Annotated in this window: 38 protein-coding genes; 21 read left to right on the forward strand and 17 right to left on the reverse strand. The window is 50.1% G+C overall.

Features of this window, described 5'->3' with window-relative positions:
- Positions 1-14: 14 nt before the first annotated feature.
- The 17 genes from KOO63_08185 to KOO63_08265 are packed head-to-tail and all read left to right on the forward strand — an operon-like array spanning position 15 to position 14,770.
- Positions 15-1,109, forward strand: a complete 1,095-nt coding sequence (locus tag KOO63_08185; GenBank protein MBU8921783.1) for a DUF4043 family protein — start codon at positions 15-17, stop codon at positions 1,107-1,109.
- On the forward strand, positions 1,106-1,591 hold the full coding sequence (locus KOO63_08190) for a hypothetical protein (protein ID MBU8921784.1): 486 nt from the start codon (positions 1,106-1,108) through the stop codon (positions 1,589-1,591). The genes KOO63_08185 and KOO63_08190 overlap by 4 nt, the downstream gene beginning before the upstream one ends.
- Positions 1,591-2,142, forward strand: a complete 552-nt coding sequence (locus KOO63_08195) for a class I SAM-dependent methyltransferase (protein MBU8921785.1) — start codon at positions 1,591-1,593, stop codon at positions 2,140-2,142. The genes KOO63_08190 and KOO63_08195 overlap by 1 nt, the downstream gene beginning before the upstream one ends.
- Positions 2,117-2,683, forward strand: a complete 567-nt coding sequence (locus KOO63_08200) for a TylF/MycF family methyltransferase (GenBank protein MBU8921786.1) — start codon at positions 2,117-2,119, stop codon at positions 2,681-2,683. The genes KOO63_08195 and KOO63_08200 overlap by 26 nt, the downstream gene beginning before the upstream one ends.
- Complete coding sequence (locus KOO63_08205) at positions 2,680-3,429, forward strand: hypothetical protein (GenBank protein MBU8921787.1); 750 nt, start codon at positions 2,680-2,682, stop codon at positions 3,427-3,429. Before KOO63_08200 ends, KOO63_08205 begins: the two co-directional genes overlap by 4 nt.
- Positions 3,430-3,431: 2 nt before the next feature.
- Positions 3,432-3,635: a hypothetical protein gene (locus KOO63_08210; GenBank protein MBU8921788.1), complete on the forward strand. Its 204-nt coding sequence runs from the start codon at positions 3,432-3,434 to the stop codon at positions 3,633-3,635.
- The gene (locus KOO63_08215) at positions 3,635-3,865 is read left to right on the forward strand and encodes a hypothetical protein (protein MBU8921789.1); all 231 of its coding nucleotides are present in this window, start codon (positions 3,635-3,637) and stop codon (positions 3,863-3,865) included. Before KOO63_08210 ends, KOO63_08215 begins: the two co-directional genes overlap by 1 nt.
- Positions 3,865-4,212, forward strand: a complete 348-nt coding sequence (locus tag KOO63_08220; protein ID MBU8921790.1) for a hypothetical protein — start codon at positions 3,865-3,867, stop codon at positions 4,210-4,212. The genes KOO63_08215 and KOO63_08220 overlap by 1 nt, the downstream gene beginning before the upstream one ends.
- Complete coding sequence (locus KOO63_08225; GenBank protein MBU8921791.1) at positions 4,213-7,803, forward strand: packaged DNA stabilization protein gp10; 3,591 nt, start codon at positions 4,213-4,215, stop codon at positions 7,801-7,803.
- Complete coding sequence (locus KOO63_08230) at positions 7,803-8,027, forward strand: hypothetical protein (GenBank protein ID MBU8921792.1); 225 nt, start codon at positions 7,803-7,805, stop codon at positions 8,025-8,027. The genes KOO63_08225 and KOO63_08230 overlap by 1 nt, the downstream gene beginning before the upstream one ends.
- Positions 8,027-8,482, forward strand: coding sequence for a hypothetical protein (locus tag KOO63_08235; GenBank protein ID MBU8921793.1), 456 nt, complete (start codon positions 8,027-8,029; stop codon positions 8,480-8,482). Before KOO63_08230 ends, KOO63_08235 begins: the two co-directional genes overlap by 1 nt.
- Positions 8,479-8,943, forward strand: coding sequence for a DUF2824 family protein (locus KOO63_08240; protein ID MBU8921794.1), 465 nt, complete (start codon positions 8,479-8,481; stop codon positions 8,941-8,943). Before KOO63_08235 ends, KOO63_08240 begins: the two co-directional genes overlap by 4 nt.
- Positions 8,922-9,476, forward strand: coding sequence for a hypothetical protein (locus KOO63_08245; protein ID MBU8921795.1), 555 nt, complete (start codon positions 8,922-8,924; stop codon positions 9,474-9,476). Before KOO63_08240 ends, KOO63_08245 begins: the two co-directional genes overlap by 22 nt.
- Positions 9,477-9,478: 2 nt before the next feature.
- On the forward strand, positions 9,479-10,729 hold the full coding sequence (locus tag KOO63_08250) for a hypothetical protein (protein ID MBU8921796.1): 1,251 nt from the start codon (positions 9,479-9,481) through the stop codon (positions 10,727-10,729).
- On the forward strand, positions 10,729-13,275 hold the full coding sequence (locus tag KOO63_08255; GenBank protein ID MBU8921797.1) for a hypothetical protein: 2,547 nt from the start codon (positions 10,729-10,731) through the stop codon (positions 13,273-13,275). The genes KOO63_08250 and KOO63_08255 overlap by 1 nt, the downstream gene beginning before the upstream one ends.
- Positions 13,275-14,024 carry a hypothetical protein gene (locus KOO63_08260; GenBank protein ID MBU8921798.1) on the forward strand — a complete coding sequence of 250 codons (750 nt, stop codon included), beginning with the start codon at positions 13,275-13,277 and terminating at the stop codon, positions 14,022-14,024. The genes KOO63_08255 and KOO63_08260 overlap by 1 nt, the downstream gene beginning before the upstream one ends.
- Positions 14,024-14,770 carry a hypothetical protein gene (locus KOO63_08265; GenBank protein ID MBU8921799.1) on the forward strand — a complete coding sequence of 249 codons (747 nt, stop codon included), beginning with the start codon at positions 14,024-14,026 and terminating at the stop codon, positions 14,768-14,770. Before KOO63_08260 ends, KOO63_08265 begins: the two co-directional genes overlap by 1 nt.
- A gap of 98 nt (positions 14,771-14,868) precedes the next feature.
- Here KOO63_08265 and KOO63_08270 read toward each other — a convergent pair whose 3' ends face one another.
- From KOO63_08270 to KOO63_08350, 17 genes are all read right to left on the reverse strand, one after another.
- Complete coding sequence (locus tag KOO63_08270) at positions 14,869-15,132, reverse strand: hypothetical protein (GenBank protein ID MBU8921800.1); 264 nt, start codon at positions 15,130-15,132, stop codon at positions 14,869-14,871.
- A complete protein-coding gene (locus KOO63_08275; GenBank protein MBU8921801.1) occupies positions 15,129-15,572 on the reverse strand; it encodes a hypothetical protein in 444 nt (147 codons plus the stop codon). Before KOO63_08275 ends, KOO63_08270 begins: the two co-directional genes overlap by 4 nt.
- A complete protein-coding gene (locus KOO63_08280; GenBank protein ID MBU8921802.1) occupies positions 15,569-15,919 on the reverse strand; it encodes a hypothetical protein in 351 nt (116 codons plus the stop codon). The genes KOO63_08275 and KOO63_08280 overlap by 4 nt, the downstream gene beginning before the upstream one ends.
- Positions 15,916-16,140, reverse strand: coding sequence for a DUF551 domain-containing protein (locus KOO63_08285; protein MBU8921803.1), 225 nt, complete (start codon positions 16,138-16,140; stop codon positions 15,916-15,918). Before KOO63_08285 ends, KOO63_08280 begins: the two co-directional genes overlap by 4 nt.
- An 80-nt stretch (positions 16,141-16,220) precedes the next feature.
- On the reverse strand, positions 16,221-16,520 hold the full coding sequence (locus KOO63_08290; protein MBU8921804.1) for a hypothetical protein: 300 nt from the start codon (positions 16,518-16,520) through the stop codon (positions 16,221-16,223).
- 111 nt (positions 16,521-16,631) lie between these two features.
- Positions 16,632-16,940: a hypothetical protein gene (locus KOO63_08295; protein MBU8921805.1), complete on the reverse strand. Its 309-nt coding sequence runs from the start codon at positions 16,938-16,940 to the stop codon at positions 16,632-16,634.
- Positions 16,937-17,119, reverse strand: a complete 183-nt coding sequence (locus KOO63_08300; GenBank protein MBU8921806.1) for a hypothetical protein — start codon at positions 17,117-17,119, stop codon at positions 16,937-16,939. Before KOO63_08300 ends, KOO63_08295 begins: the two co-directional genes overlap by 4 nt.
- A 3-nt stretch (positions 17,120-17,122) precedes the next feature.
- Positions 17,123-17,368 (reverse strand): hypothetical protein, encoded by a 246-nt coding sequence (locus KOO63_08305; protein ID MBU8921807.1) that lies wholly within the window; start codon positions 17,366-17,368, stop codon positions 17,123-17,125.
- 199 nt (positions 17,369-17,567) lie between these two features.
- Positions 17,568-17,789, reverse strand: coding sequence for a hypothetical protein (locus tag KOO63_08310; protein ID MBU8921808.1), 222 nt, complete (start codon positions 17,787-17,789; stop codon positions 17,568-17,570).
- Positions 17,790-17,865: 76 nt separating this feature from the next.
- Entirely contained in the window at positions 17,866-18,363 is a 498-nt protein-coding gene (locus KOO63_08315) for a siphovirus Gp157 family protein (GenBank protein ID MBU8921809.1), read from the reverse strand.
- On the reverse strand, positions 18,363-19,004 hold the full coding sequence (locus KOO63_08320) for an ERF family protein (protein MBU8921810.1): 642 nt from the start codon (positions 19,002-19,004) through the stop codon (positions 18,363-18,365). The genes KOO63_08315 and KOO63_08320 overlap by 1 nt, the downstream gene beginning before the upstream one ends.
- Positions 19,001-19,279, reverse strand: coding sequence for a hypothetical protein (locus tag KOO63_08325; GenBank protein MBU8921811.1), 279 nt, complete (start codon positions 19,277-19,279; stop codon positions 19,001-19,003). The genes KOO63_08320 and KOO63_08325 overlap by 4 nt, the downstream gene beginning before the upstream one ends.
- A gap of 24 nt (positions 19,280-19,303) precedes the next feature.
- A complete protein-coding gene (locus tag KOO63_08330; protein ID MBU8921812.1) occupies positions 19,304-19,582 on the reverse strand; it encodes a hypothetical protein in 279 nt (92 codons plus the stop codon).
- Positions 19,579-19,767 (reverse strand): hypothetical protein, encoded by a 189-nt coding sequence (locus KOO63_08335; GenBank protein MBU8921813.1) that lies wholly within the window; start codon positions 19,765-19,767, stop codon positions 19,579-19,581. The genes KOO63_08330 and KOO63_08335 overlap by 4 nt, the downstream gene beginning before the upstream one ends.
- Positions 19,764-20,144 carry a hypothetical protein gene (locus tag KOO63_08340; protein ID MBU8921814.1) on the reverse strand — a complete coding sequence of 127 codons (381 nt, stop codon included), beginning with the start codon at positions 20,142-20,144 and terminating at the stop codon, positions 19,764-19,766. The genes KOO63_08335 and KOO63_08340 overlap by 4 nt, the downstream gene beginning before the upstream one ends.
- Positions 20,141-20,305, reverse strand: coding sequence for a hypothetical protein (locus tag KOO63_08345; GenBank protein MBU8921815.1), 165 nt, complete (start codon positions 20,303-20,305; stop codon positions 20,141-20,143). The genes KOO63_08340 and KOO63_08345 overlap by 4 nt, the downstream gene beginning before the upstream one ends.
- A gap of 34 nt (positions 20,306-20,339) precedes the next feature.
- Positions 20,340-20,549 (reverse strand): hypothetical protein, encoded by a 210-nt coding sequence (locus tag KOO63_08350; protein ID MBU8921816.1) that lies wholly within the window; start codon positions 20,547-20,549, stop codon positions 20,340-20,342.
- Between the two features lie 1,042 nt (positions 20,550-21,591).
- Here KOO63_08350 and KOO63_08355 point away from each other — a divergent pair.
- The 4 genes from KOO63_08355 to KOO63_08370 all read left to right on the forward strand — a co-directional run.
- Positions 21,592-22,584 carry a hypothetical protein gene (locus KOO63_08355; protein MBU8921817.1) on the forward strand — a complete coding sequence of 331 codons (993 nt, stop codon included), beginning with the start codon at positions 21,592-21,594 and terminating at the stop codon, positions 22,582-22,584.
- Complete coding sequence (locus KOO63_08360; protein ID MBU8921818.1) at positions 22,571-23,098, forward strand: hypothetical protein; 528 nt, start codon at positions 22,571-22,573, stop codon at positions 23,096-23,098. Before KOO63_08355 ends, KOO63_08360 begins: the two co-directional genes overlap by 14 nt.
- Positions 23,098-24,117: an HNH endonuclease gene (locus KOO63_08365; protein MBU8921819.1), complete on the forward strand. Its 1,020-nt coding sequence runs from the start codon at positions 23,098-23,100 to the stop codon at positions 24,115-24,117. The genes KOO63_08360 and KOO63_08365 overlap by 1 nt, the downstream gene beginning before the upstream one ends.
- A gap of 443 nt (positions 24,118-24,560) precedes the next feature.
- Positions 24,561-24,758: DUF1367 family protein (locus KOO63_08370; protein MBU8921820.1), on the forward strand; the 198-nt coding region annotated here is incomplete at its 3' end.

Below are 24,758 nucleotides of genomic sequence, written 5' to 3' on the forward strand. Positions count from 1 at the left end.
TAAGGAGCTTTTAAATGGCTGAACAATCAATCAGCACAGCCCTACAGACAATTCAATTCCGCAAAGATTTCTTCCGTGAGTATGTACGCAAAAACCGTTTCGCACCTTATATGGGTCGCGGCGTGGATAATGCGATTTGCCAGAAGTTAGGCAGGGGTCCAACCCTTCGCCATCCACTGGTAACTCGCCTTAAGGGTGCAGGCGTAAGCGGAAGCACGATGTTGCGCGGCAATGGAGAGTCCATAGGAAACTACTCGTGGGATACCAATCCCACCTACTACCGTCACGCGGTTGAGTTCAACAAAGAGGATTTGGAAAAAACCAATCTCGCTTTGATGAAAGAGTCCCGTCCACTGCTTTTAGAGTGGGCAATGGCTGAAAACCGTGATCGGATCATACAGGCGATGGGTGCTGTTTATAACGGCACGACCTACGCCAATATGGAAGACGCATCAGAGGCAGTGAAGGACGCATGGTTAGTTACCAACGCATCCCGAACCATGTTCGGCGCATACGCGGCCGGTGGTTCAGCGGGTGGTACAGACCATTCTGCCGATCTCGCTCAACTTGATGCAACCGATGATGATCTTACCTATACACTTTTGAGTAAGATGCGCGCTTTGGCAGAAGACGCAGATCCGCATATTCATCCATACCAGACGGATGAGGAAGGCGAAGTCTATGTCTTGTTTGCTGGCTCAACTCCTTTCCGTGATTTGAAAGCGAGTCTGACCACCATCAACCAGAACGCGGATGTTCGTGGAATGAAGATCACCTCTAACGGCAATGTTCTTGCCCGTGATGGCGATCTGTTCTATGACGGCGTTATTGTTCGTAAGGTGCCGGAAATTGACACCATCTTCTCTGATACAGGCAAGCCACTTGCAACCGCAGGCGCGTCAAGCGTTCGTGCTGCAGTGACATTCCTGTGCGGCAGACAGGCGGTTGTTCAGGGTTTTGGTCAGGCTCCAGATATTATCGTGGATCGTGACTATGACTTTAAATTCCGTCCGGCGGTAGCGGTCGAGTGCAAGGAAGACGTTAAAAAGACATTCTTTAACGACTACCAGCACGGAATCATTACCGGTTACTTTAGCGGGGTGAAATGATGACTACTTATACAGCAACAGAAAGACGGTCATCCCTGCTGCAAGCAACGTCTCACGGTGGAGCGTATGGGGTGAAAGCCCTTGTCGCTACCATTGAGGTCGCAGCAGCTACTACCGTTGGCCTGACCATTGATTTTGGTCGTGTCCCATCCAACGCCCGTATCCTTGCAAGCTCCCAGTTGTATTGGGATGACCTTGCAACCAGTGGTGCGCCCACGTTGGATTTGGGTATTGGTGCGGTTAACGGCAATCTTGCCAACGCAGACGACCCCGATGCACTGAGTGCCGGTCATGATACGACCAGCGCGGGTAGTGCATCAGCATTATCTGAAATTGCCAATGCCGGTTTGCAGGCATGGGATTTTGTAGCCAGTGAAACCACCGATCCGGGTGGCTCATTAATGGTCTACGGAACCCTGGCAGATGCAGGGGTTAATCAGGTAGGAACATGCAGTCTGGAACTTTATTACGTTGTTGACTGATGTTCTCTGAACTGGCTTTGGGTGCTTGTTCAGACCTTGAGTTCGGTTCTGTTCTTGATATTGGAAGCGGAAGTGGGTCACATGCGGCTCACTTCCGCGACCTTTCAAAGACCGTTACCACGGTCAACCTTGAACCACCGGCTGATATGGTTGGTGATTATCTTGAACTTGAATTGCCGCAGCATGACCTTGTTTGGGCGAGTCATGTGCTGGAACACCAGCCCAATCCGAATTTGTTTCTAAGGAAGTGCTTTGCCGATACCGGCAGGTATTTCTGCGTTACCGTACCACCGTTAAAACATGAGATTGTCGGTGGTCACCTGACTCTCTGGAATGCAGGATTGCTGCTTTACAACATGGTGATTGCCGGGTGGGATTGCAGCGAAGCAAAGGTTATGACCTACGGTTACAACATCAGCGTGTTGGTTGAGAAGAAAAAGGCTGACTTGCCGCCGTTAAAGATGGATTCCGGCGACATTGAGCGGTTATCCGGGTTTTTCCCGTTTCCAGTATGGCAGGGTTTTGATGGACGAACGACCGAGAGAACTTGATGATGTCCCACATGTTGCCGACCTTAAGCCGGTTGCGATAGAACATGCCGGGGCGGGAACATGGGCAGAGTTCGGTGTTTATCGTGGCAACAGCGCACGGCACTGGTTAAACCACATGCCCGATAATACCCACTTACACCTGTTTGATTCATTTGAAGGCTTGCCCGAATACTGGGATATAGTCGGTGATGGCAATCCGCGTGAAATCAACATGTTCAAGGTGCAGGAACATGAAATACCCGTGTTCCACGGCTCACGCTCAACCATGCACCGGGGTCTGTTTGCCGACACCCTGCCAAAAGCTGATATGGGTGTGCTGAGTTTTGTCAATATCGACTGTGACCTGTATTCCTCAACCGTCACGGTACTTGAGCATATTGAGGTAGAACCGGGAACCATCATGATTTTTGATGAATACCACGGTTATCCGAATTACAGGGCCCATGAGAGAAAGGCGTATTTTGAATGGTCGGAGCGTACCGGTTACAAGCTTGATTGGATTGCAACGGCGCACTGGGGCGCATTGGGAGTAGTGGTATGAAGAAACTGGCAATCGTGTGTGGCGCACCGTCCTCTGAAATGCTTGCGCCGTTTGATGATCCCGAATACGAGGTGTGGGTACTGGGCAATCGCTCACAGAACTACCCGCGCTACGACCTGATATTTGAAATTCACGATGAAATAGACGAGGAACATGACGAGCGTTATCCGCAATGGTTGGTGGATAAGAACACACCGCTTATTGTGGGCAACAACTTCCCGATCAAAGCCGACCACGTTACGACATTCCCCTATGATGAGTCCGAGCGGTTGTTCGGCTCACTGTACCTGACATCAAGCCCGGCAATGATGGTCTGTCTGGCTATGTTACGCGGTTATCCGTACATGGAACTGTACGGTATTGACCTGTCCATAGATGACTTTGAATACTTCTGGCAGCGTCCCTGCATGGAAGCATGGATAGGCTTTGCGCGTGGCAAGGGCCATGAGGTTGTCATACACGAACTTTCACCTGTCCTGAAAGCCGAGTACGTTGAGGGCATGGCGTGTGGTGGCAGACCGGACTTTTCCAAGCCGCCGTTTACCGAAGATGGTTTCCTTGGATTGGCAAAGCGTCATCAGGAAAAGATCGCACAGGCCAACCAGCAGATAGCGCAATTGCAGATTGTGATTCAAAGCAACGACGGCGCAAGGCAGGCATACACACAAATGGCGCGGGTTGCCCGTTCGGTTGAGGCCGGAAACGACATTCCAACACTGGATATAACGGTACGACAAAAGGATTGATTATGAAGAAGGCAGCAAAGAAACGCGCAAGGAAGGTTTACAAGGGACGTGGTTTTGTCTTTACCGGCGATAAGGCCGGTGGTTGCGATCCAAAAACCTGCAAGGTATTCAATATCAACTTCAATCTCAACGGCAAGGTCATGTATGTGCCTGATGAGGTTGCGATTAAATTGGCCACACACTCGCACTTCACCGAGAAGAAATAATGGGTATTGAAAGGAACATCAAAGACGTACTCAGGGAAGGCAGGCAGAAACCAAAACGTGTTGAACTGGTTGGTCCGGGCGGTGTAAACAAACAGAACAAGCGGCGTAAAGCAGCGATGGAGAAAGGCCCGAAAGCGGTTACCCGTGATGTACAAAAGCGCATGGGCGAGTACAGGCGTGGCAACGTCATCGACAAAGTTAAACGCTACAAGAACCCGTTGAATAAATAATGGCTACTGCAACGCAGACACGCGAAACCGCCGCTGAAATCCTTGGCATACTGGGCGAGGGCGAGACTTTACCGTCCTATGAAACCGCTGATCTTGATCAGGCATACACGGAGGTTTTCAGCGAGTTACAGGCGCTGAATCTGACCACATGGGCAGAGAGTGCCGATGTGCCGGACCAGTATGCGCGCTCGGTTGCAATGCTGGTGGCAGAGGCCCGTGCGGTCAAGTACCAGATACCGGATGCGCGTTATCAGCGTATTAAGCTGGAAAAGATCGAGGCAATGCGCATGATCCGCGAATTGCAGGCGAGGGCAAAAATGGGTCAGACGGAAATAGAGAACTTCTAAATGCCAAGAGTTGAAATCCCCCTGATTGGCCCATCCTATACCAACAGGGAAAAACCATTATCCGCACAGGTTGCAAAGAATCTTTGGCCTGAAATCAACCCGGAAGCGCGCAATCAGGTTGCCCTGCACAATGTTGCAGGCACAAAGACGTTCGCAACGCTGGAAGGCGTTGATCGTGGTATGCACGATTTCAACAACCTTTTGTATGTGATTAACGGACAGACCTTGTATTCGGTTGATGCCGAGGGTGTGAATTACGCATTGGGAACGATTGCCGGTTCCGGGCGATGCGTGATGGCGAACGACTCATACCAGTTGATCATAACCACCGGCGCAACACCGTATAAATACACGGTAGCCGGTGGAGTTGAGGCTATAACCGACCCTGACCTGGTGAACCCGACCACGGTTGCCTATTTGAACAACCAGTTCATATTCGACCAGAATAACGGCGTATGGGGTGAGTTTGTCACCAGTTCGGTGGATCCCGCATTCTCCGTTGATGCGCTGGATTTCGCACAGGCTGAATCACATCCCGATGACATAACTGCCATTGTTGCTTTCAGGCAGTTGGTTTATTTCTTTGGCTCCAAATCGGTTGAACCGTGGCAGAACACCGGCAAAGGCAATCCACCGTTTGCACGGGTGAACAGTGGTGTCCAGCCGTATGGACTAGCAGGACTGCATGGCATCACCAAGACCGATGAGTTCATGTATTTTCTGGATACAAAACGTATCCCAAGACGATCAAACGGGCTTAATTTTCTGAATATCGGCAATCCTGCCCTTGGGGTGGAGTTTGCCAAGTATTCAAAGATTGATGATGTTATCGCTTTTGATTTCGTGCAGGATAACCAGCAATTCGTAGCGTTTACATTCCCGGCCGCCAACCGGACATGGGTGTTCCATGAGCCATCCGGTAGCTGGTTCCAGCTAACCAACGGTATCGGCAATGACCGCCACCGTGCAAGTTCGATGATCCATATGTACGGCCTGAATTACTGTGCAGACCACACCAATGGTTTGTTGTATGAATACTCGCTGGATATATATTCAGATAACGGCGAACCGATCATCAAGCAACGTGATACCGCCGTTATCCACGGTGGTTTATTCGGCGTTCCCGGCAAAAAACTGTTCTTCGATGAAGTGGAATTTATCATTGTTGCAGGGCAGACCGAGGTTGCGGGAACAGGGTTAGGACCACAGCCACCGGATACAATACCAGACCCACCACTAGATTTAGACCATCTGCTATATTATCAGGACTTTGAAACCCTGAAAGATTCTCAAAGCGTCAACAGTGGCTATAACATGCTCGAAGGCCTGTATGGTTACGGGCTGAACGATGGCTCATCCCTGGTTGCATCGGCTAATGTCGGCTTTGCTACCAATCCAAGTGCTGCCGGTATGCACGGCGGTAATGCTGCTGGTTGTAATGGCACGACAGATAACGTTTTCAGCCTTGAAAATGAAGCCGATGATGCAATCTGGACAACGGATGAACACACACAGGTATGGTGGTTTTATGTCACACAAATAGGCACGCTGGTTGGCCTTTCAAACTCAGGTGACATGTCCGGCAATGGTTTTAATCCATCCGGTATGCAGAACTTTATTAACGCCGATGGCACAATCAGTACATTTATAGGTGATTACGCTTCACCATCTACCCGCGAGGAATTTACAACCACAGCAACCGTAACCCTTGATGCGTGGAACTATCTGACCATATCGCACGAACCCTCCACCAAGACACTTGCCATCTCGCTAACCCCTGATACATCCGGCACACCAGTTACACCAGAAGAATTTACTTATACCGTAACCATGTCGCCATTTGCAAACGGTTTATTGCTATGCGGAGGGTACAACAACGGCGTTAATGCGCCTATGCTGTCCGGCTCTCGCGTGCAGCACTGGTCGTTGTGGGATTATGTTCTTCCTGAGACGCAGGCAAGTATCATGTTTAACGGTGGCGCAGGACTTTCTACGCCAGCATTTTTCGCACAAAACGATAGGTGGCCCGCGCAAGCATCAGTCGGTGCAGCAACGACCACAAGACCGCAAGTTGAACTGTTCATTCCTGGCGACTGGTCAACCTATACGGCAACATCAGCAGTTCCAAGTGCTGTTGCTGTTACTGATGGCGATACGCTGCAAGGCTACCGAAGCCAGCACGAAAATGGGGCCATGACTGGCGGAACAATCGGAACCCCAACGCTCAAAACCAACATACAGAACGGCCTGTCAGTGGTGAGGGTTGCATCTCCTTCGGTGCAGGCAATGTCGGCTGCATGGAGCGGGATGAGTACATTGTCAATGTCTGTATTTTTTGCAGGCTCGTGCAATAACGCAAATGCAACCGGCGTATTTGTGGCTTTGGGTGGTTTTCATGGCAGGGTATATGCCAATGATACCGGTGTTATCGGATACCTGAACAATGATGGTGATCAGGTTGAGGCTGATGCTGGTGATGCCGTGGGCAGTGATACGTTTTTCATTGGTGCAATCACCTATGATGGTGTTGCTGGCGAGATCAAGGTATTCATGAATGGTGCAAAGTCTAACGAAAAACTGACAGCATCTACCGGGTTAGCCGGTGCCGATGGCGGTCAGTTGTTTGCGCGTGATAATGGGCCTAATGAGCCATTTACGGGCGATATGGGGCATTTGATTGCTCATCGTGAAGCCCTGTCTGAAGAAGACGTTATTTCAGTCATGGATTGGATGAATAACAAGTGGCACGTTTACGAGGGCTGGACGGATGATGACGAGTATGCCCCACAAGACCCGATCGCACCGCCTGCCCCAGACCCACGAACCGAAATAATGTCACCGTTCTGGGAGAATACCGGCAACTGGATAGACTTGAGCAAGCTCACGCATACCACGTTTGAGGGCATGTTCGGTGTCGCCATTGAACTGGCCGATTTCAACAAGGTGGTCGCTGTTGACATGGCGGCTTTGACCACCACGCAGGATGCGGGTAACAGGATACAGTTACAGGACTACGTAGGCTACGACAACGGCGCTTTATACATTACAGATGGTGACGGCAACGTACTGGATGAAATGATCTACAGCGGCGTACCAAGCGGCGATTCCGTGCTGGTTCCAACAGGTTCAAACTATGTTGTAATCACATCGGATACCGGCAATGCACAGGTCAGGAAGTGGGACACCACGCAGATCAGTACGATTGGTTCGGTGGCATGGGAATGGTTCTTCGGTGTGCCGTTCGAGCTTGGGCGGCATTATTCAAATACCGACAAGGTAATCCCCGCAGAAGGCGTTTCGCTACGCTTTACTGTGCCGGTCACATCCCTGTCATACGAGCTTCTGTTTGTGTCGGTTGGCAATACCACGGTAAGCAGCACCCGTACCGGCTCTGTTAACCAGACGGTAGGTGATTACACATCCGCACCGTCCCATACGTGGGGGCTTGGTGGCGGTATCAGTGCCGGGGTGAATTTATCCGGCAAGGACATCGCTTTGGTTCCGGGCGAGACATATTTCTTCAATATTCGCATTAACAACCCGATTGATAATAATTTGCTGACGCTCCAAGTGGTCAACAGGCAGGTATAATGAGTTGTATTCCCCATGTGATGATCTCGTACTCGGACGATGGTGGCGAAACGTGGTCGCATGAGCAATGGAAACCGCTGATCAACTGCCACAAGAACTACCTGAACAGGGTGATACTAAGGCGCGGCGGCAGTGCGTATAACCGCATTTACCGGCTGAAATACAGCGAGAACAGCAGTTTTACCCTGGTATCGGCACATGCTGATGTAGGTGCTGGTATCTGATGGCTGAAACACCCTCATTCACATCACAGATACCGGATAAGTTTCTGGAGGATGCCGGAACGTCAGAATGGGCGCGTGACCTGACATTGTATCTGAACGACCTGAACCGCGAGGGTGGTGTTGTCTCAACGGTGGGCGAGACTGAAACCATCGTTCTGACCCAGCAGGAAAAGCTGGATTTAATGACCGTCACCGCATCGGTCAACCTGGATACGGTCAAGGCAGCATCGGAAGCCAATACAACGGCGTTAGCGGGTCTGCAGGACTCGGCACCGGCATATTCCATCACCAATGATGGCACGGACAGGGCATATAGCGCGGATGCCGCTGCCGGGGCTATTACCAACCCGCCCTCACAGGCCGAGGTTGAGAATATCCGTGATGCGGTTCTGGAAATTGCCGATGTTCTGGCAACCCTGATCCGTGATTTGAAGGACAAAGACATATTCGGATGATTGCCTGTGAGCGGTTGTGGAATTATCAGGTCGTCATCCAGACCATCAGCGCGGTATGGGATGAGATTTCAGAGGATGACGCGCCGCCCTATCAGCCGGATCTGATCAATGAGGTATGGGTGGGTTTATTTGACGATGGCAAGTACATCGGCATGTATCGCTTCAACCAACTGACATCTGTCATGTGGGAGGGCCATGTGTTCATGCTTCCAGACCACCGGGAACATGCCATTGAGGGTGGTTTTGCCATCCAGTCATGGTTGATTGAAAACATTCCGACTCTCAGAAAGATGATAGTGAACATTCCAGAGTGTTTTCCAAATGTCATCGCGTTTGTGAAGAAAATAGGGCTTAAAAAACAAGGTTACAATTCCGACAGTTACACCAAAAACGGCGTGGTCGGAATGTACCAGTACGGAATTACTTTTGAGGAAATGAGATGGGAACAGCAGCAACGATAGGTTCAGCGTTAATAGGCGCATACGCATCTGACCGGGCAGCATCCAAGCAGGCCAAGGCGCAACGTAAGTCGATAGCGGCACAGAACGAGCTTGTTGGGCCGTTTTCGGACGCGGGCGCGGCGGCACTGCCTGCGGTGCAGGAGTTTGTCGATACCGGTGCTAATTTTTCCGACACGCAAGCCTTCAAGGATATTATCAACACACAGAAAGCCCGTGGGCAGAGTTTAAGCGGCAACACACTGACATCGCTGACCGATTACTACGCGACCAATTTCAGGCCGCAGCGGTTTAACGAGTTGAAATTCCTGCCGACCCTTGGTGCCAATGCCGCCACCGGGCAGGCGACCAATATCGGTAATGCCTATACCAATATCGGCAGCGCACAGGCAGCAGGAACACTGGGGATGGCTAATTCGTTACAGGATGGGATGTCGTTTCTTAATCTTCTGAATACATCAACCCCCACACAGAACCTGGGGTTTCTGAATCCGGGGCATTCTGAATTTGTTGGGCCACCGGTTCCGGGGAGATAATAATGGCAGGCATAAACGCATTAATCGCACAGGGACGGCACACCAATATCCTTGGCAGGATTCAGGAAACCGAGCGCATCAAGAACACAAGGGCGCGGAATGAATTATTGCAGCTTGGAATACAGGATGAACCGGCACGGCAGGAACGGTTGCAGCAACAGGAACAACGCGCGACAACAGAGTTTGAGCAGGGCCAACAGGACAGGGTAAGAAGCGAGATTCGTAGCATATCCACTGAATTTGTTAACACCTACGATCAGGGTGGAAAGGATGCGGCGCTTGGGTATCTGTCAAAGATCAGGTCTGGAAGTCAGGAGATTCTGCAGATCAGGGACGAGGCCGTTGCAGCCATGCAGTCACCGGACCCACAAGACGATATAAACGTGCTTGCTCAGGCGCGTGGGCTAATGGGGCAAGAGCCGGGCGCAGCACCGGAAACATTCAGGACAGCAACGCCAGATGAACTTGCAGGGCTTGGGCCGGACGTTACCGGCGCACAGGTCAGCGAAACCACAGGTAAGTTGATCAATGTTCAAAAGCGTGGCGAGGATGGTAATCAAGGCGACCAAAGAGACAGGAAGATAGCTGACCTGGTAAGGCTTAATCCGAGCGTGTCATTACAAAAGGCAACGAAGATAATTGACGGGCAAGCGAAGATTGAGGTCAACGAAAAGACCGGCAACATCGTGTACACAGATTTGGTTAATAGAACCGTAGAAGAAATACCATTCACTACCGAGACACCACAAACGCCCACACCCGTTCCCGGCGAGACATTGCGCGAGTTGGCAGACACGGCAACCGGCCCTGTTGCAACGATTGCTGAGAGGGTTGAAAAAGTCAGGGCGTTCTTTGGTGGTGATGCGGGCGAGGTCACAAAGGCGCGGCAACGGTTTAAGACAGAAATTCAGAGCATGGTTCGTGCGCTTTCCATTAACCCGCGTTTCCCCGTAGGTGAGATCGACAGAATCCGCGAGGAAATCAACATTCAGCCATCCATGTTTCAGGGTGAGGGTGTCTTGGTGGCAAAGATAGACTCTATTGCTGCAAGCTTAAGGGTTCGTCTTGCACAGGCTGATGCAGATGCTGGCAACCCCAACCTTGATACGGTAACACGACAAAAACAGGGTGCAAATGCAAGCGCAATCAGGAATTTCCTGCCTATTCTTGGGGGCATGACGGGTGGCACTGAACTAGAAACCCGCAAACAGGAAATAATCGACAGGCTTCAACAGATCAGGCAGGCAATGTAATGTCGGCAGAAGAACAAGCACTCCGTGAAGAACTCGCACTCATCGAAGAGCTTCAGGATATTGAAAAGCAGGAAAATAAACGCTTAACCGCAACCGATCTTGCGCAGTCGTTTAACAAGGGTATGGTGGATTTGATCAACCTGCCATCAGAGATTATAAACATGCCACTAAGGGCGGTTGGTGCGCCTGAGATACCCACGCAAGGGTTCAGGCAAATGGTGGCAGATACGGAGATGACAGCACAGCCCGGAGAAGAAGCAGAGGGGTTTCTGCCGAGGGGCGCTGAGATACTTGGCGCATCCGTTCTGCCGGGCATGGGCATTATGCAAAAAGGCGCTCAGGTGTTAAAGGCTGGAATCCCGGCGGCACAAAGAACCGTCACGCAACAACTCACCGCAACCACGGCACAGACACCGCTCAAGTCAGCCGCTGTTGATGTATCGTCAAGCTTTGGGGCTGGGTTTGGTGGCGAGGTTGCGTCAAAATTCACCGACGACCCAAGCCTTATTGTGCTCGGTGAGCTAGCGGGCGGCTTTACGCTGCCAACCATAACAGCAGTGACCCGCGTGGCGGGCAAGCCGATTGTTGATAAACTCAAAGAAACCATCGTTCCGTTCACAAAGGCGGGCGCAGAGCCGAGGGCGGCAAGGCGGTTACAGGATTTGGTTCCTGACCCGGAAGCGGCGGCGGCAAGGATTGACCCCGATTCTCCAATATCCCCCGCAAGACAGACGGGTGATGATCGCCTGATAGCTTTGGAAAGAACCGTCCTTGAGTCAAACCCGGAGTTACAGGCCAGATTTACCGACGAGCTAAATGGTGCTTTGGATGCTGCCAGAAAACAGGCTGTTGATTTTGGTGGTGACAACCGGATGCGATCAATCCTTGAGTCCGGGCAGGATCATCTCACCAATCTGGTTAATCTCAGGGCGGCAACAGCGGCACAGTCGGCACGGTCGCAGATAGACGCACTGGGCGGGAGCGCAACACCAAGAGAGATAAGCCGTATTGCCCGCAAGGAATTGAATGCGGCATTGAAAGATGTACGCAAGCAGGAATCAGAGTTGTGGAACAGTATTGACAAGCAGGCAGCGGCCACATTCCAGAACACAAAAGCGGCACTCAGAACCATCAAAGACGAAACCGGCGAACTTGTACCGTCAAGGGTGCCAGCGTGGATAAACAAGGCTGCAAGCACCGACAAGGCGGTTACGTTCAATGACTTGCAGCAGGTCCGTACCCGTGTTCTGGCTAACGCAAGAGAGGCCACCGCCAATAACCGGTTCGACAGGGCGAGGGTGCTTAATAATATCGCGGATGGATTATTGGATGACATGTCGGCAGTTAAAGACCCGGCAGTGGATGCAGCGCGGGAATTTTCCAGACAGTTAAACCAGAAATTCAACGAAGGTGCCGTAGGTGCGCTGTTAAGTCGTGGTGCCAACCGTGGTGCTGGCGTGGCAAGCGCAGACACGCTCAACAAGCTGTTTTCCGGCGCAACCCCTGCAACCAATGTGCGGGCATTCATTGCCGCCTCACCTGAGTCTGCACCACAGTTGCAGCAATTCCTGAAAACAGGATTCGTGAAGGCATCAACCAAAGGCGGCGCATTCAGCCAGAAACAAGCACAGGCGCAGATAGACAAACTGGAATCTCAGGGCATGTTCGAGATATTCCCGGGCCTTAAAAAAGAATTGGGCGGCGCAAGGTTGGTATTTAGCGATGCCGACAAACTGGCTCAACGCGCTGCAACCGTAACCGAGCGTGGCGGATCAAGGCTTTTACAGGACAGCAACAAGTCACTTGCTGGGGTGCTGTTGGGCGCGGAGCCGGGGCAGGAAATGGCAGTGCTATTGAGGGCAGAAAACCCCGAAGCACTGGCAAAATCCCTGTTGCGCAGGATGGGGGGTGATAAGCGCGCCATCAATGGGTTAAAAACGTCGTTTGTTGAGTCCCTGTTCAACTCAGCGACAACAACAGGCAAGAGCGGTGAGATAGAAATATCAGGCCAGAAACTTGCCAGGTTGTTTAATGAAAACCTTGGTGTTGCCAGGTCGCTAGGTATGGACAGCGCAGAAATTACCCGCATGAGAGCGATCACCAAACAGATGATCCAGGCACAACAGAAGTCAGGTGAAAGCGTGGGCGCAATCCTTGAAGACAAACCAGCAAAACTGCTGACGTTCATTGCTCAACTTGCGGGCGCAAAAGCCGGTCAGAAGGTAGCGGGCGGCGGCATTGGCTCATCGCTTGTCATTGCGGGCAAGGGATCAACAGCGGCGCGGGAGATTTTACAAAGACTCACTACGGGCGAGGCGCAAAAACTGCTTATCGCCGCACAGTCCGACCCTGTTTTGTATAAGGCATTACTTATCAGAACTAGCGCGACCCAAAAAGATATGTTTGATGCCACGCAGGTTATCGAGTCGTGGCTGATAGGCGCGGGTGTTCAGTCCGGTAGCGAGGCAATGGACGACAGGTTCAAAACCAAACAAGGCTCAGAGAACGCGGGCGCAACAGAAACACTTAATCTAGGTACTCAATAATGGCAACCTATATCCCCTTAAGTAATCACCAGATCCAGTATGTTGACAGTAATGGCGACCCGCTGGTTAACGGTACGCTGGAGTTCTACCTTGCAGGCACAACCACGGCAACCTCATTGTTTTCAGATGTGGATGGTACGTCAGTCGGCGTATCCGTAACGCTCAACTCACTGGGTATGCCAGAATCCGGTGGCAATGTGATATTCCTTTTCCGTGACCAGTCCAAGGCGATCAAGATAGTCGGCAAGAACGCAACGGGCGCAACCCTGTGGACCGATGACAATATCCCTGCCGTAGCATCATTTGACTCAACCGCATCAACTAAACTGGATACCGTTGAGGAAAATGCCGATGTTACCGATGCGACCAATGTGGCCGCTGCCGGGGCGTTGATGACCGATGGTTCGGCAAGCATGAGCGGCGACCTTGAAATGGGTGCCGGAACATTCGTGCTTAAAAGCGTTACTGCCGGGATTACCGCATCAGTAACGCAGACACAGGGCGAACAGGTGCTTATATCACGCATCAACGAGGTTTCCACGGTAGCCAATGCAAACGATGTTGTGACCATGCCTTCTGCGGTGGGTGGTATCAGTGCGACAGTAATCAACAACGGTGCAAACGTGCTGGGCATATTCCCGGCCTCCGGTGATGACAATGGTTCGGGGGTGGATACTGTAACCACGCTGGCAAGTGGTTCAAATGTCACGTTTGCGGCTTATGACGACACTACATGGGAAGCTATTTGATGACCAATTTACGCCAAGAAGATTTAATGCTGGAAATCCCACGCGGGACATTTCCGGGCGTTACAAGTGTCAACAAGTTTGGTGCAAACGCGGATATAGGCTCAGGCACGACAGAGGATGTATGGGATGGGGGCGGCACATATAGTTTCCCATCGACTGCCGATATAACCCACTTGTCACAGGCGGTTAACCAGACCGCAATGCGTGGCGAAACCATCGAAGTGCAGGGGTTGAATGCGAGTTGGGAACTGACGGTTCAGACAAAGGCACTGGATGCCAGCGATTCCACGACTGCTGTAGAGCTGGATACGCCGCTTATCCGCATATTCAGGATGAAGGTTCTTGCTGACGTGGTTACTGATCAGGATATATCTGCCAAGAATGTCGGGGCCGGTACAACATACGCCACGATTGGTGCTGGAAATAACCAGACACTAATGGCGTTATACACCGTGCCATCAGGCAAAACCGCGTACATGACAAGCTACTTTTACGATGGGGTTGAAGCAACCGGCAAAGAGCCTAAAAGCACAGAATTTAAATTGTGGGTTGCTGATCGCGATAACGGTTATGAGTTTCAGTTGAAGCACGAAAAAGGCGTGTCAAAGGGCGATTCCGGTGGGCAACATCTTTTCTTCCCGTATATGAAGATCAACGCAAAGAACGACATTAAACTGACCGCATCGCCCAACTCGGAAGATGCCAGTGTGCATGGTGGTTTTGATTTGATACTGGTTGACGATTAAGGCTTCAACCCACACAAAGCCCCGCAATAAACACACCTATAAGCGCGATTATGGCGAGTGTTATTTCAATGAGAATGCTGGCGAGTTTATTCATTATGTCAGCCTGTCTCGTAGGACATGCACATTTTGCACTCACATAAATGATCCCAACCCTCAGGATGAAATTCCATTTTTCTGGTCAGTTTTGGAATGTCTCGCTCATACATTGCCACCACTCTCTCCGCTGCTTCCAGCCGATTAATGGCGATTGTCAAAAAACCATCACAGTCAGAAACGGTTTCCCAGTCCCATTTACTGTAATCCTCCGGCGTCGATTCTTGCCAGAGCCGCATTTCTTCGGTTGTTACTGTCGGTTCGCTCACAGCTTATCCCCCACAACCGCATCCAAATCATCAGCACACGTATGCTTATTTGGAATCTCTACTGTAACCCCGTCGATAACCGTGTGCTGTTTGGGTGCAAGTCGCCATTTGTCTGGTAGTTTTTGAGCGGCGGCTATGGTTGCTTCTGCATCGCTTGGGGCTAAATACACAGCCATACCATCTTCGCTATACCCATGAACCCAGCTATAAGGGTTGATCTGGGCTGTTTCTTCATCATCATCAGCCGTCAGTGAGTACAATGGCGTACCGTCACAATCGCGGGTCTGTTTTGCAACGAACATACGAACACCATTGCTCAACTCCACCAACTGACCAACGCTAAAGGAATGCTCGGTAGCGTTGTTTATTTCTCGGTATGTGCGCCTCTGCACGTCGCTTGGATCTTTTAGATCAGCAACATTTATGAATTTGTCACTCATGTCTTGCTCCTGTTGATGATTGCTATAATCATCTCAGGCACATCTACAGCACCAACCCCGTAGAGCTTTATGCACAACTCTGATATTTCCTTTATGGCTTGCTCTGCTTCAAGTGCGCGCTTCTTCCACCCTTTACGAGTTCCGCGCTCTGCTGCCAAATCCATTTTTGCTGCTCTCAGACGTTTGAGCAGGATTCCGGCGAAGCCGTGCCACCTGTTCAAAAACACCTTTAGTAGTCCACACGATATTTGCCTGTCTTGAAATGCGGCCTCCTTGTGCCATCTCTGAATCTGCGCCGTGGTCGGCTCAATCGGTTTTTCAGATTTTGATAGGTTGGTATCAATCATGATTTATCCTCCGGGGGTTCTGGCAGTAGCTTCCAGTGAGTGATGTGCCATAAGTCTTGATACGCACCACGCTGATCGTTCCACCACTGACCCTCATATTCTCCATAGCACACCTGACCAATGAGTGACGTTTCAGCATGTTTATTTCCGTCTATCGGCCTCCACCATAGCAGTAGGCGCACCCCGACAGGTGCCGTTTCAATTGGTTGCCATTCACTCACAACTTACTCCTTTCAATTTCCTTCAATTTCCCAATCACACTAAGCAACGTTACCGCGTATTTGTTTGGGGGTTAGTGGGGTCATTGTTCCCGTTCCAGTGTTGTTAATGCGTCCATAAAATCATCCCAGTCATGGTGCATTCCCACATCCTGAACCCTACTAATAAACTCAAGATGTGGATCAGCCATTTGCAAGTCGTATATAGTATCCCGCAACTCCGCATTCTCAGCTTCCAGCGCGGCGGCGTGGGATAGTAGTTGCTGGCAAGCGAGTCCTACTTTATGGATGCCTGAATCAGGGTGGAAAGCGGTTGCAGAAGGTATCCACGCCTCAATGCGTTCACACGCATCACCAATCTGTTCCGCTGTTAATCTGTTCATTTCAAAATTTACTCTCAATCAGTTCACGCAACATATGAAAAGCGAGATTGCGTATTACTTTGTTGCGCGTGTTATTTATGATCCGGCGCAGTTCTTTGGCGGTGTAATCTTTCATGGTTTGTCCTTTGGTGGATAATCGAGATCACAGAGTGGCCGCCAATATCGCCCAATATATTTCTGCATCCCTTCGTCAATAGTCACGCCCCATTCTCCGGCCTCAAGGAACCCAACACCGCTTGATAACAATATGTCTTCACTCTGCTCGGGCCACGTATCAGGATCGTCTGTAATCTTTGTCCAGACTGGTAATGCAGATTCAAGTTCGCCAGCAAGCCGTTCGTGAACAAACTTAGCGTTTGCGTCATAGCAAACTGTCGCCCCCTCGCGCCACTTGCTCGGCAATTTCATAATATCTGTCATGTCTTATCCTCCAGTAAAACAATCTCAGGCCCGGCTACCAAATACCCGTCACCATTTGGCCGAACCATCAGCCTGATCGTTGCGCCTTGTGGATCGAGCTTTTCAATGTCATCGGCGTTGAGGGTGATTCGCAAGTCGGCCCATGATTTGAATTTTTGGGTGGTTATGTGCATGGCCATTCCTTAGTCTTCCTCGTGGCACCTAAAGCTTTCAATCACACACTCAGCGGCGGCCCTGGCCATCTTGCCGGTGGTCAAAGCAACGGCGGTCTGGTTGTCTGCCGTGTTGTAAAGTAGTTTAGATTCAGGCCATGTGCCTTTATCTACAGCGAACCACCACACGCCTTTGGCCATGCATTCAACATGGGCTGAATAGCCATAGCGTTCCAAGTAGCAATCGTCATGAAGGTCGCCCGTCCATTCATTCATAATTCAATCCTCAAAAAAAGAAACGACCCGACCCCATTACCGGGCCGCTTCGAATACCCTGCTCGTTGGATTGCAGGGTGAAATCATGCTGGTATCCAATTTTTGAACACACGCTTATAAGCCGCGATACGTGCGCGTTTCTTTTTGCGCAATTCGTTGGCGCGGTCACGTTGGGCTTTTGTTGGTTTCTTTTTCATCTTCAATCCTGTGTGTGTGACAGCATTTTAAGAAATTCCTTTTCAGGATCGTCCAGTCTCATGTTCACATAGCAAAGTTGGGTTTCGCCCCTGTGGTTTGTGTCCCATGATTTCATTTCTTTAATGAACGACTTGAAAAATGAGGCTTGCTCATCAGCATCACAGCAAGCAAGTTCTGCGCCAATAAAGGCCCAGTCAATGTCGGTAATTATTCCTTTTCTCATGCGGCTTTCCTTTCCGTGTTCCAGCTAAACTGGTCAGGCGGTTTTGGTAATTGGCGGCGGGTGCAGAGTTTGTCGGTCATGTGATAACTATCCCTTGTTTCGCATCAATCAGCCTAGCCCCCGGAATCTCAATGTCTGCTTTCAGGTCTTTCAGGATTTGCGCCTTGTTGATCTTCCACGAAGCCGGGACCATTGTTTGATAGGAAACGGGCAGATCCTTTTCACTGTAGACTTCAACCATCTGGCCCGCTTTTCTGAGCGCGGCTGTAAATACGGGCGATTCGATCTTGGTTATGTCGCACTCGATCATGTTTGATCTGAGGTACTCTTTTAACCAGTTGTGGTTGTTTTGCAGGGTTTTCTTACGTGCGGTCATGCGTTTAATTTCGGCTTCAAATGCGGCAATATCACCAGCAAGGTTTGCCATAAAAAGCAGAACATCACAGCCTTTGGCAACCAGATCACCGGACAATCCTTCGATGGTATCGGCCAAGTCATCGGCTGACATTTCGCCGCTGTCAATCAACGACTGCAAGCCCTTGAATTGATCGGTCAGTTCGTACAGGTGCGGCATTATTTGTCCTTCTCTTGTCTGTCTTTGATTCTGTCGAGTAGCTGATCTGCCTGTTTGTACGTCAGTCTTTCGCCCTGCCCGTCTATGTAGTCGTTTTCTTCCATCGTGGTTTTATGCTCTGCCCTGAAATCAGAGAGCGCGGCCAGTTGATCCCTAACGGCCATTGGTGTTTCTGGCTCCGGTTTTTCTTCCGGTGGCTTGGGCATTGGTGTATGCACTTCTGCGTCTGCATCGGCTGACAAAAGGGTCGGCAGCATGGTTATCTGGAAAAGTGCCAGTTTGTGTGCGATTGATAGCGCCTTGTTGCAGGACTTATCCCCGCTATCCATTGCCTCGCCAATAACGCATGTGGTGACGCTGGAGCCGTCATTAGCAAAGAAATCGTACTCAACCGTAAGCATGGTATACATAAGCACTGAACCCGCCTTAGAGAGCCTTTCCTCGCGTTCCATGTTGGTTACACGCGGGACGGTGAATACATCATGCTTTGCAAAAATGTCATGCAGGTAGTTGTATGCATCGTCAATGCCGCGATATTTGAAACCCTGTTGCTGGTTTTGCTGGCCTTTGGTTAGCCCATCAGCATCGCGCTGTATCTTGCACATTTGAGCGTGAATCAGTGGTGTTGTTTGTTCGCTCATTTCGCCCCCTCATGTGTGAGTGAGAGTAATTCGGCTTTTCTGGTTTCCAGCACATGCAGCGCGGCTGTGTGTTTGCCGATTTCTTTGTCGAGTCTCGCAGATACCGCTTTAATGAGCTTTCCGCTATCGACATCAATGTCAATTTCGATTTCGCCGCAATGGATCCATTCGCCATCATCGCTATAGTTGTGCGTTGTTAGTAAGAAACCTGTGGAATAATCGCCCCTCAAAAACCGCTCAGGGTTAGTCAATGTTACGTTCTGTTTAATCTTCATTTCCTGTTCTCCAAAAATGCAGCATCACAAGCCGTTGCGGATAATTTCAAACTCATCACCAACACACTGGCCCGCAGTAAAACCAAACCGCTCGGATTCGGGCCACGGTTCACGGAGAAGCGCGTCAGGCTCCCACTCCCATTCGTCGGGTGATCCACCTAAAACGGTGTTGCCGTCAGTGTCCTCAAACTCTTTCGGGTCAGGGTCGTGATGGCCCCACTTGATGCCCTCGCCGATTAAACTGTTATAAACGCACGTTCCGACGCGGCCATCGGGCAATTTAACTTGTGTTCCCAGTTTCATTTCGCCTCCTTCATAGCCGCAATCAACCACGGCAGTTCATCCAATAAATACGCCATGTCCTCGGTTTTATTCAGCGCAATCAAATCCCGTATATCGTCAATAATGATCTGAGCGCGGGTGGTGTTTTTAACGCCGATTAGGTGGTTGGGTGTTTTGGGTGTTGTTGATTGGGTGATGATTGTCATGGCTGTTTCCTCAACAATGCGCGGCCCCTGGCTGCAATGGCGCGTTTGATGTTTCCGGCGCTGATTACAATGGCTTTGCGTTCGTCCCAAAGGGCGGCCAATCGCAACATGTCCGGGTCTTCAATATCAAGATCAGTTAGAACCTCCGTCCATCCGCCTTCCGGCCACGCGTTGTAACTGTACATATCGCCACCATCAAACCAATCATTCCGAACGCTGGTCATTTTCGCCTGAATGGTGTCTTTTTCAGGGATGCCAAATATGTACTCACCGTTTTCATTGCGCGGGGACATGAGTTTGTGGATCTCATCTTTTACGTTGCGAAACGCAATCCGGTTTTCCGCGTAGCTGATTACAAGCTCTTCGGTGGTTTTCACAACCTACCCCTCGCATTGTGGCTATGCTCTTGCTGATCAATCACGTTATTCTCGGCTCGCTCAATGTCTGCAAGTGATTCGGTTTCTTCTGGACGTGAATCAATCTCGCCCTGAATTTCGTCAATTACGTCCTGCAAAACCTGAGTGCTGATAACGCTCATTTCGCTACTCCTGTTCCTGCTTTTTCCACTGTGTTCATTGCTTGTCCGCTGATTCGTTGTGCGGATTTACTGACGGGTCTTGAACCGCGCCATTGTTTCTAATATCGGCCCAACTCCACGATTCCTCACCAGCAACCGACAACCGAAACTGAATTTCACTGTCTGGCAATTCAGGGTGGTTAGTGTCTCGAAGCGTCTTTTGAACAGCTTCTGATATTTCTCTTTTTTGTCTTACTGAAAACATTACGTTCCTCCGTTAAATAATCCGTCTAAAACCACTACCAAAGCCGGTAGGCCAAAGATAAACAAAGCGCCACCGATAGCGATCAGGACAAGCTTTGCCGCGTTTCGGATTGCGTCTCGGATGGCGTGGATTTTGTTGGTGATCATGCTGCTTTCTCTAAGTGTGGTGTATACACAAAAACCTCGGCATCGTTTATGAACTGGGTGTAGGTGATGAAGTTTGAGCCATCGACACGGTTCAATTTCTTAATCACTGGTTTCCTGCACCAGCTGCACCAGATGATGCTCTCTGGGCGCAATCCGTTTCGCAGCTCTTTGCGCCAACTGATGATTGTGTTATTCACTTGCTCTCTCCTACCAGCATCACCCGACACACAACAGGATGCTGAGTGCCGGGAGTGCTTTGGGTGGGGTGGCGATATTCGATTTCATGTTATAAACCTAATCCAACCGTTACCGTCTCGGTATTTCGCTGATTGGTTAAGCTCCTCTGCGTGTTTTTCTGCTCGTTTTTCTGATGACCATGCGCTGTAGCTGTTGAACTGCCTATTGGTTTTCATGTTGGTCATGGTGATCTTGAACCGGCCCCCAGATGGTGAAACGTGGTATGTTCTCATTTTGCGCCTGCCTTGTTGGATTAGTGTTCCCAATCGCGTTGGGGTTAGTTCATGCTTCTAATTTAGCAAATCGCTATCAGGCTGTCAACACCTAATTTAGCAAATCGCTATTGACATGTAATTAGCATGTGGCTATTATGATTGCATGGACGCAAGAACATTTTACACAGAATACGGCGAGGGTGAGTCTAAGCGCGTTTCAGAAGAGGCTGGAACTACTCTCGAATACTTTAAACAGGTCATGTATGACAACCGAAAATTCAGTCCGAAACTGGCTGTAAAGGTTGTCGTTGCAAGCGAAGGCCGCATGACTCGCGCTGGACTGCGCCCTGATATTTGGGGTTCGGAAAGGGCAGCATAGGATATTTAACGCACAGCAGGGGTAGCGCATGTCAACGATCATGAAACGCCCTGAGTGGCTGTCTGATGACTAAATACAAGCAATTAGCAAGCGCCAACACAGCCCAGTTACCGCGTTCATATGAAGAAATGACAACCGCAATCGCCCTTTGTGAAAGTGTGGACGAGTGCAAGGACTGGGCAGACAAAGCGGCCGCGCTTGCAAGCTATCACCGGCAATCAAAAGACACGGTTTTAATGAATCGGTTTATGCGGATACAGGCGAGGGCCATTCGCAGGGCTGGTGAGGTGCTGGAAACGATTGAGCCTCAAAGCGGTGGTGACAGAAAATCAAACGGTGGGCAACCGCCCCTTGATAATACGCGCACGGCAGCAGCCCGCGAAGCCGGAATGTCACCACACCAACAAAAAACCGCCATGAAAATAGCGCGGATACCTAAAGAAGAATTTGAAGAGTTGGTGGAGTCATACGAACCACCAACAATAACCAGGCTTGCTGTCAGGGAGGCTGAAAAAAGAGAGCAGCCAGCGCCGGTTAAGCGCGAACTGCCCGCAGAAGAATATAACTTGATTTATGCAGATCCGCCTTGGCGCTATGAACACTCCAAAACCGACAACAGAAAAATAGAAAACCACTATCCAACAATGGACCTGCTAGAAATATGCAATCTGCCCATTGGCGCGCTGGCGCACGAAGATTGCGTTTTATTCATGTGGACAACCAGCCCAAAATTATTCGAGTCAATGGCTGTAATTGAGGCATGGGGATTCAGTTACAGAACGTGTGCTGTGTGGGACAAAGAAATCATAGGTATGGGCTACTACTTCCGGCAACAGCACGAAATTCTGTTGATTGCGACAAAGGGAAGTCCCGGCACACCAGATCCATCGATGCGGGTTTCATCAATTATCAAGTCTCGCAGGGAAAAGCACTCTAAAAAACCTGATCTGTTTTATGGGCTGATCGAAAGCATGTACCCGAACGCCAAAAAACTAGAACTGTTTGCACGGAAAACGCAACCGGGATGGAGTGCATGGGGTAACGATGCACAACTTTAATGACAGTTTAAAAAAATCACATGCTGCCAGCGACCATCCGATGTGGTTGCACTGTTACAAGCAATTCTTTCCCAACATGTTGGCATGTGTTGATCATAGACAGGATGGCGAACACCAGCGGGCCGGTATCGACAGGTCGGTCATACTGGAAAACTCAAAACAAATACTGATTGACGAAAAGGTTAGGTATAAAGACTACGGCGATATTCTTCTTGAGTACACTTCCGTAGATACAACCGGCGCACCAGGGTGGGCCTGTAAGCCGCTCATGTGCGACTACATAGCATACGCAATCCTTCCAAGGGGCAAAGCCTACCTGTTACCTGTAATTCCACTACAGCGGGCATGGGCAAGTTTGGGTGCAAACTGGATAAAAAAATACGGGACAAGACAGGCGCAAAACAATGGCTACAAGACGCTAAATTGTCCTGTCCCGTTTGCCCCATTATTCAACGCCCTGCAAACCGCACAGATAGCAAACTTCGAGCCTATTAACCAAGAGCAGGCAGCCTAATGGCTAGATCACGCAACATTAAACCCGGACTGTATAAAAATGAATATCTGGTAGAACTGCCATTTGAGACACGGCTCATGTTTGCAGGATTACCCTGTTTTGCAGACCGCGAAGGGCGACTGGAAGACAGGCCCATGAAAATCAAAATGGAAATGTTTCCCGCCGACAATTTAAACGTGGACGAGATGTTAAGTGCGCTGGAATCGAAGGGCTTTATTCAGCGATATGAATCTGACGGCATTAGATACATTCAAATACTCAATTTCATAAAACACCAAAACCCGCACCACAAAGAAATAGCATCCTGCATACCAGCACCAGACGGGCATAAAGATTCTGGCGCTGTACCAAGCGAAGTAACACCAGGACAGCGCCAGCGCATATTAGACAGAGATGGTCATGTTTGTCTTTCTTGTGGAAGCACGGAAGCCCTTGAAATTGATCATATTGTTCCGGTATCAAAAGGTGGCACGAGTGAAGACACAAACCTTCAAACACTGTGCGGAAACTGCAATGCCACAAAAGGCAATCGCCATACACGAAGCTATAACGAGCCGTCAACGAGCCGTCAACGAAATAAACAAAGCGGGCAACGCCCTACTTGTACAAGGTTAAAGGAATCAGTAACAAGTAAAGAGGTTAAAGGAATCAAGAAAAAGGCTAGAACCAGTTTTTTGGACGAACTTGAATTACCTGATTTTGTGGATCCAAAAATATGGGCCGATTTTGTGCAAATGCGGAAGGAAATTAAAAAGAAACTCACACCAACCGCCGTGAAGCAAATCTTCAAAGACATGGCTGCATGGAAAGCCGAAGGGGACGATCCGAATCAATCCCTGCTGAACTCAATACGCGGAAGTTGGCAGGGCGTATTCCAGCAAAAGGAAAACAATCATGGAACTACCGGGCAAAAAAGAAATAGCACGGGCGCAACGCCTATATCAACACCAGCAAGCCGAGGCAAAGAAGCCGCAGCAAGATTGCAAGCTAACCGAGAGGCTTTGGCAGCGGATGCTTGAATTGTACGGCAGGCAGTGGGAAGCAAGTTACGGCCACGTAGACGGTGACGTGTTCCCGGTATGGTGCGATGCGCTGCAAACCGTAAAGCCCGAATCAATCAAACGCGGCCTGGATGCGTTGATAGCCGAGGGCGGCGAATACCCACCCAACCTGATCAAGTTTCTGCGACTGTGCAGGGAATCGAAATATCACACCATGTCACCAAACACAACCGCGCTACCACCACCAAACGTACACCGCAGGCCAGAGGTAATATCAGCCAAAGAAAAGCACCAACAGGCGGTGAGGGAATTACTGGCATGAAACCCAAAGACACCCGCAAGCGCGATCTCAGTTCACCAGAAAAACAACCGCGCAAAAAATACTACCGGGAACCAGACATTCACAACGTACGATTTTACTCTCACAGGTGGCTATGGCCCGTGCCAGGCAGAGGTGCGGCGTGAGTGAAATCTACATGATTCGCACAAGCTCAGGTTTAACCCCTGCTGACATAAGCGAATGGGAAACACTATCCGGTGACAGAATCAAAATTGGCGATGAATGCAAATGCACAATCACGGTTCCGCGCAATATTAAATTTCACCGTAAGTTTTTCGGCATGATTTGGGATGCTTTTGAAATGCAGGATAAGTACACC

The organism is Candidatus Latescibacterota bacterium (genome assembly GCA_019038625.1).
Classification (GTDB): domain Bacteria; phylum Krumholzibacteriota; class Krumholzibacteriia; order Krumholzibacteriales; family Krumholzibacteriaceae; genus JAGLYV01.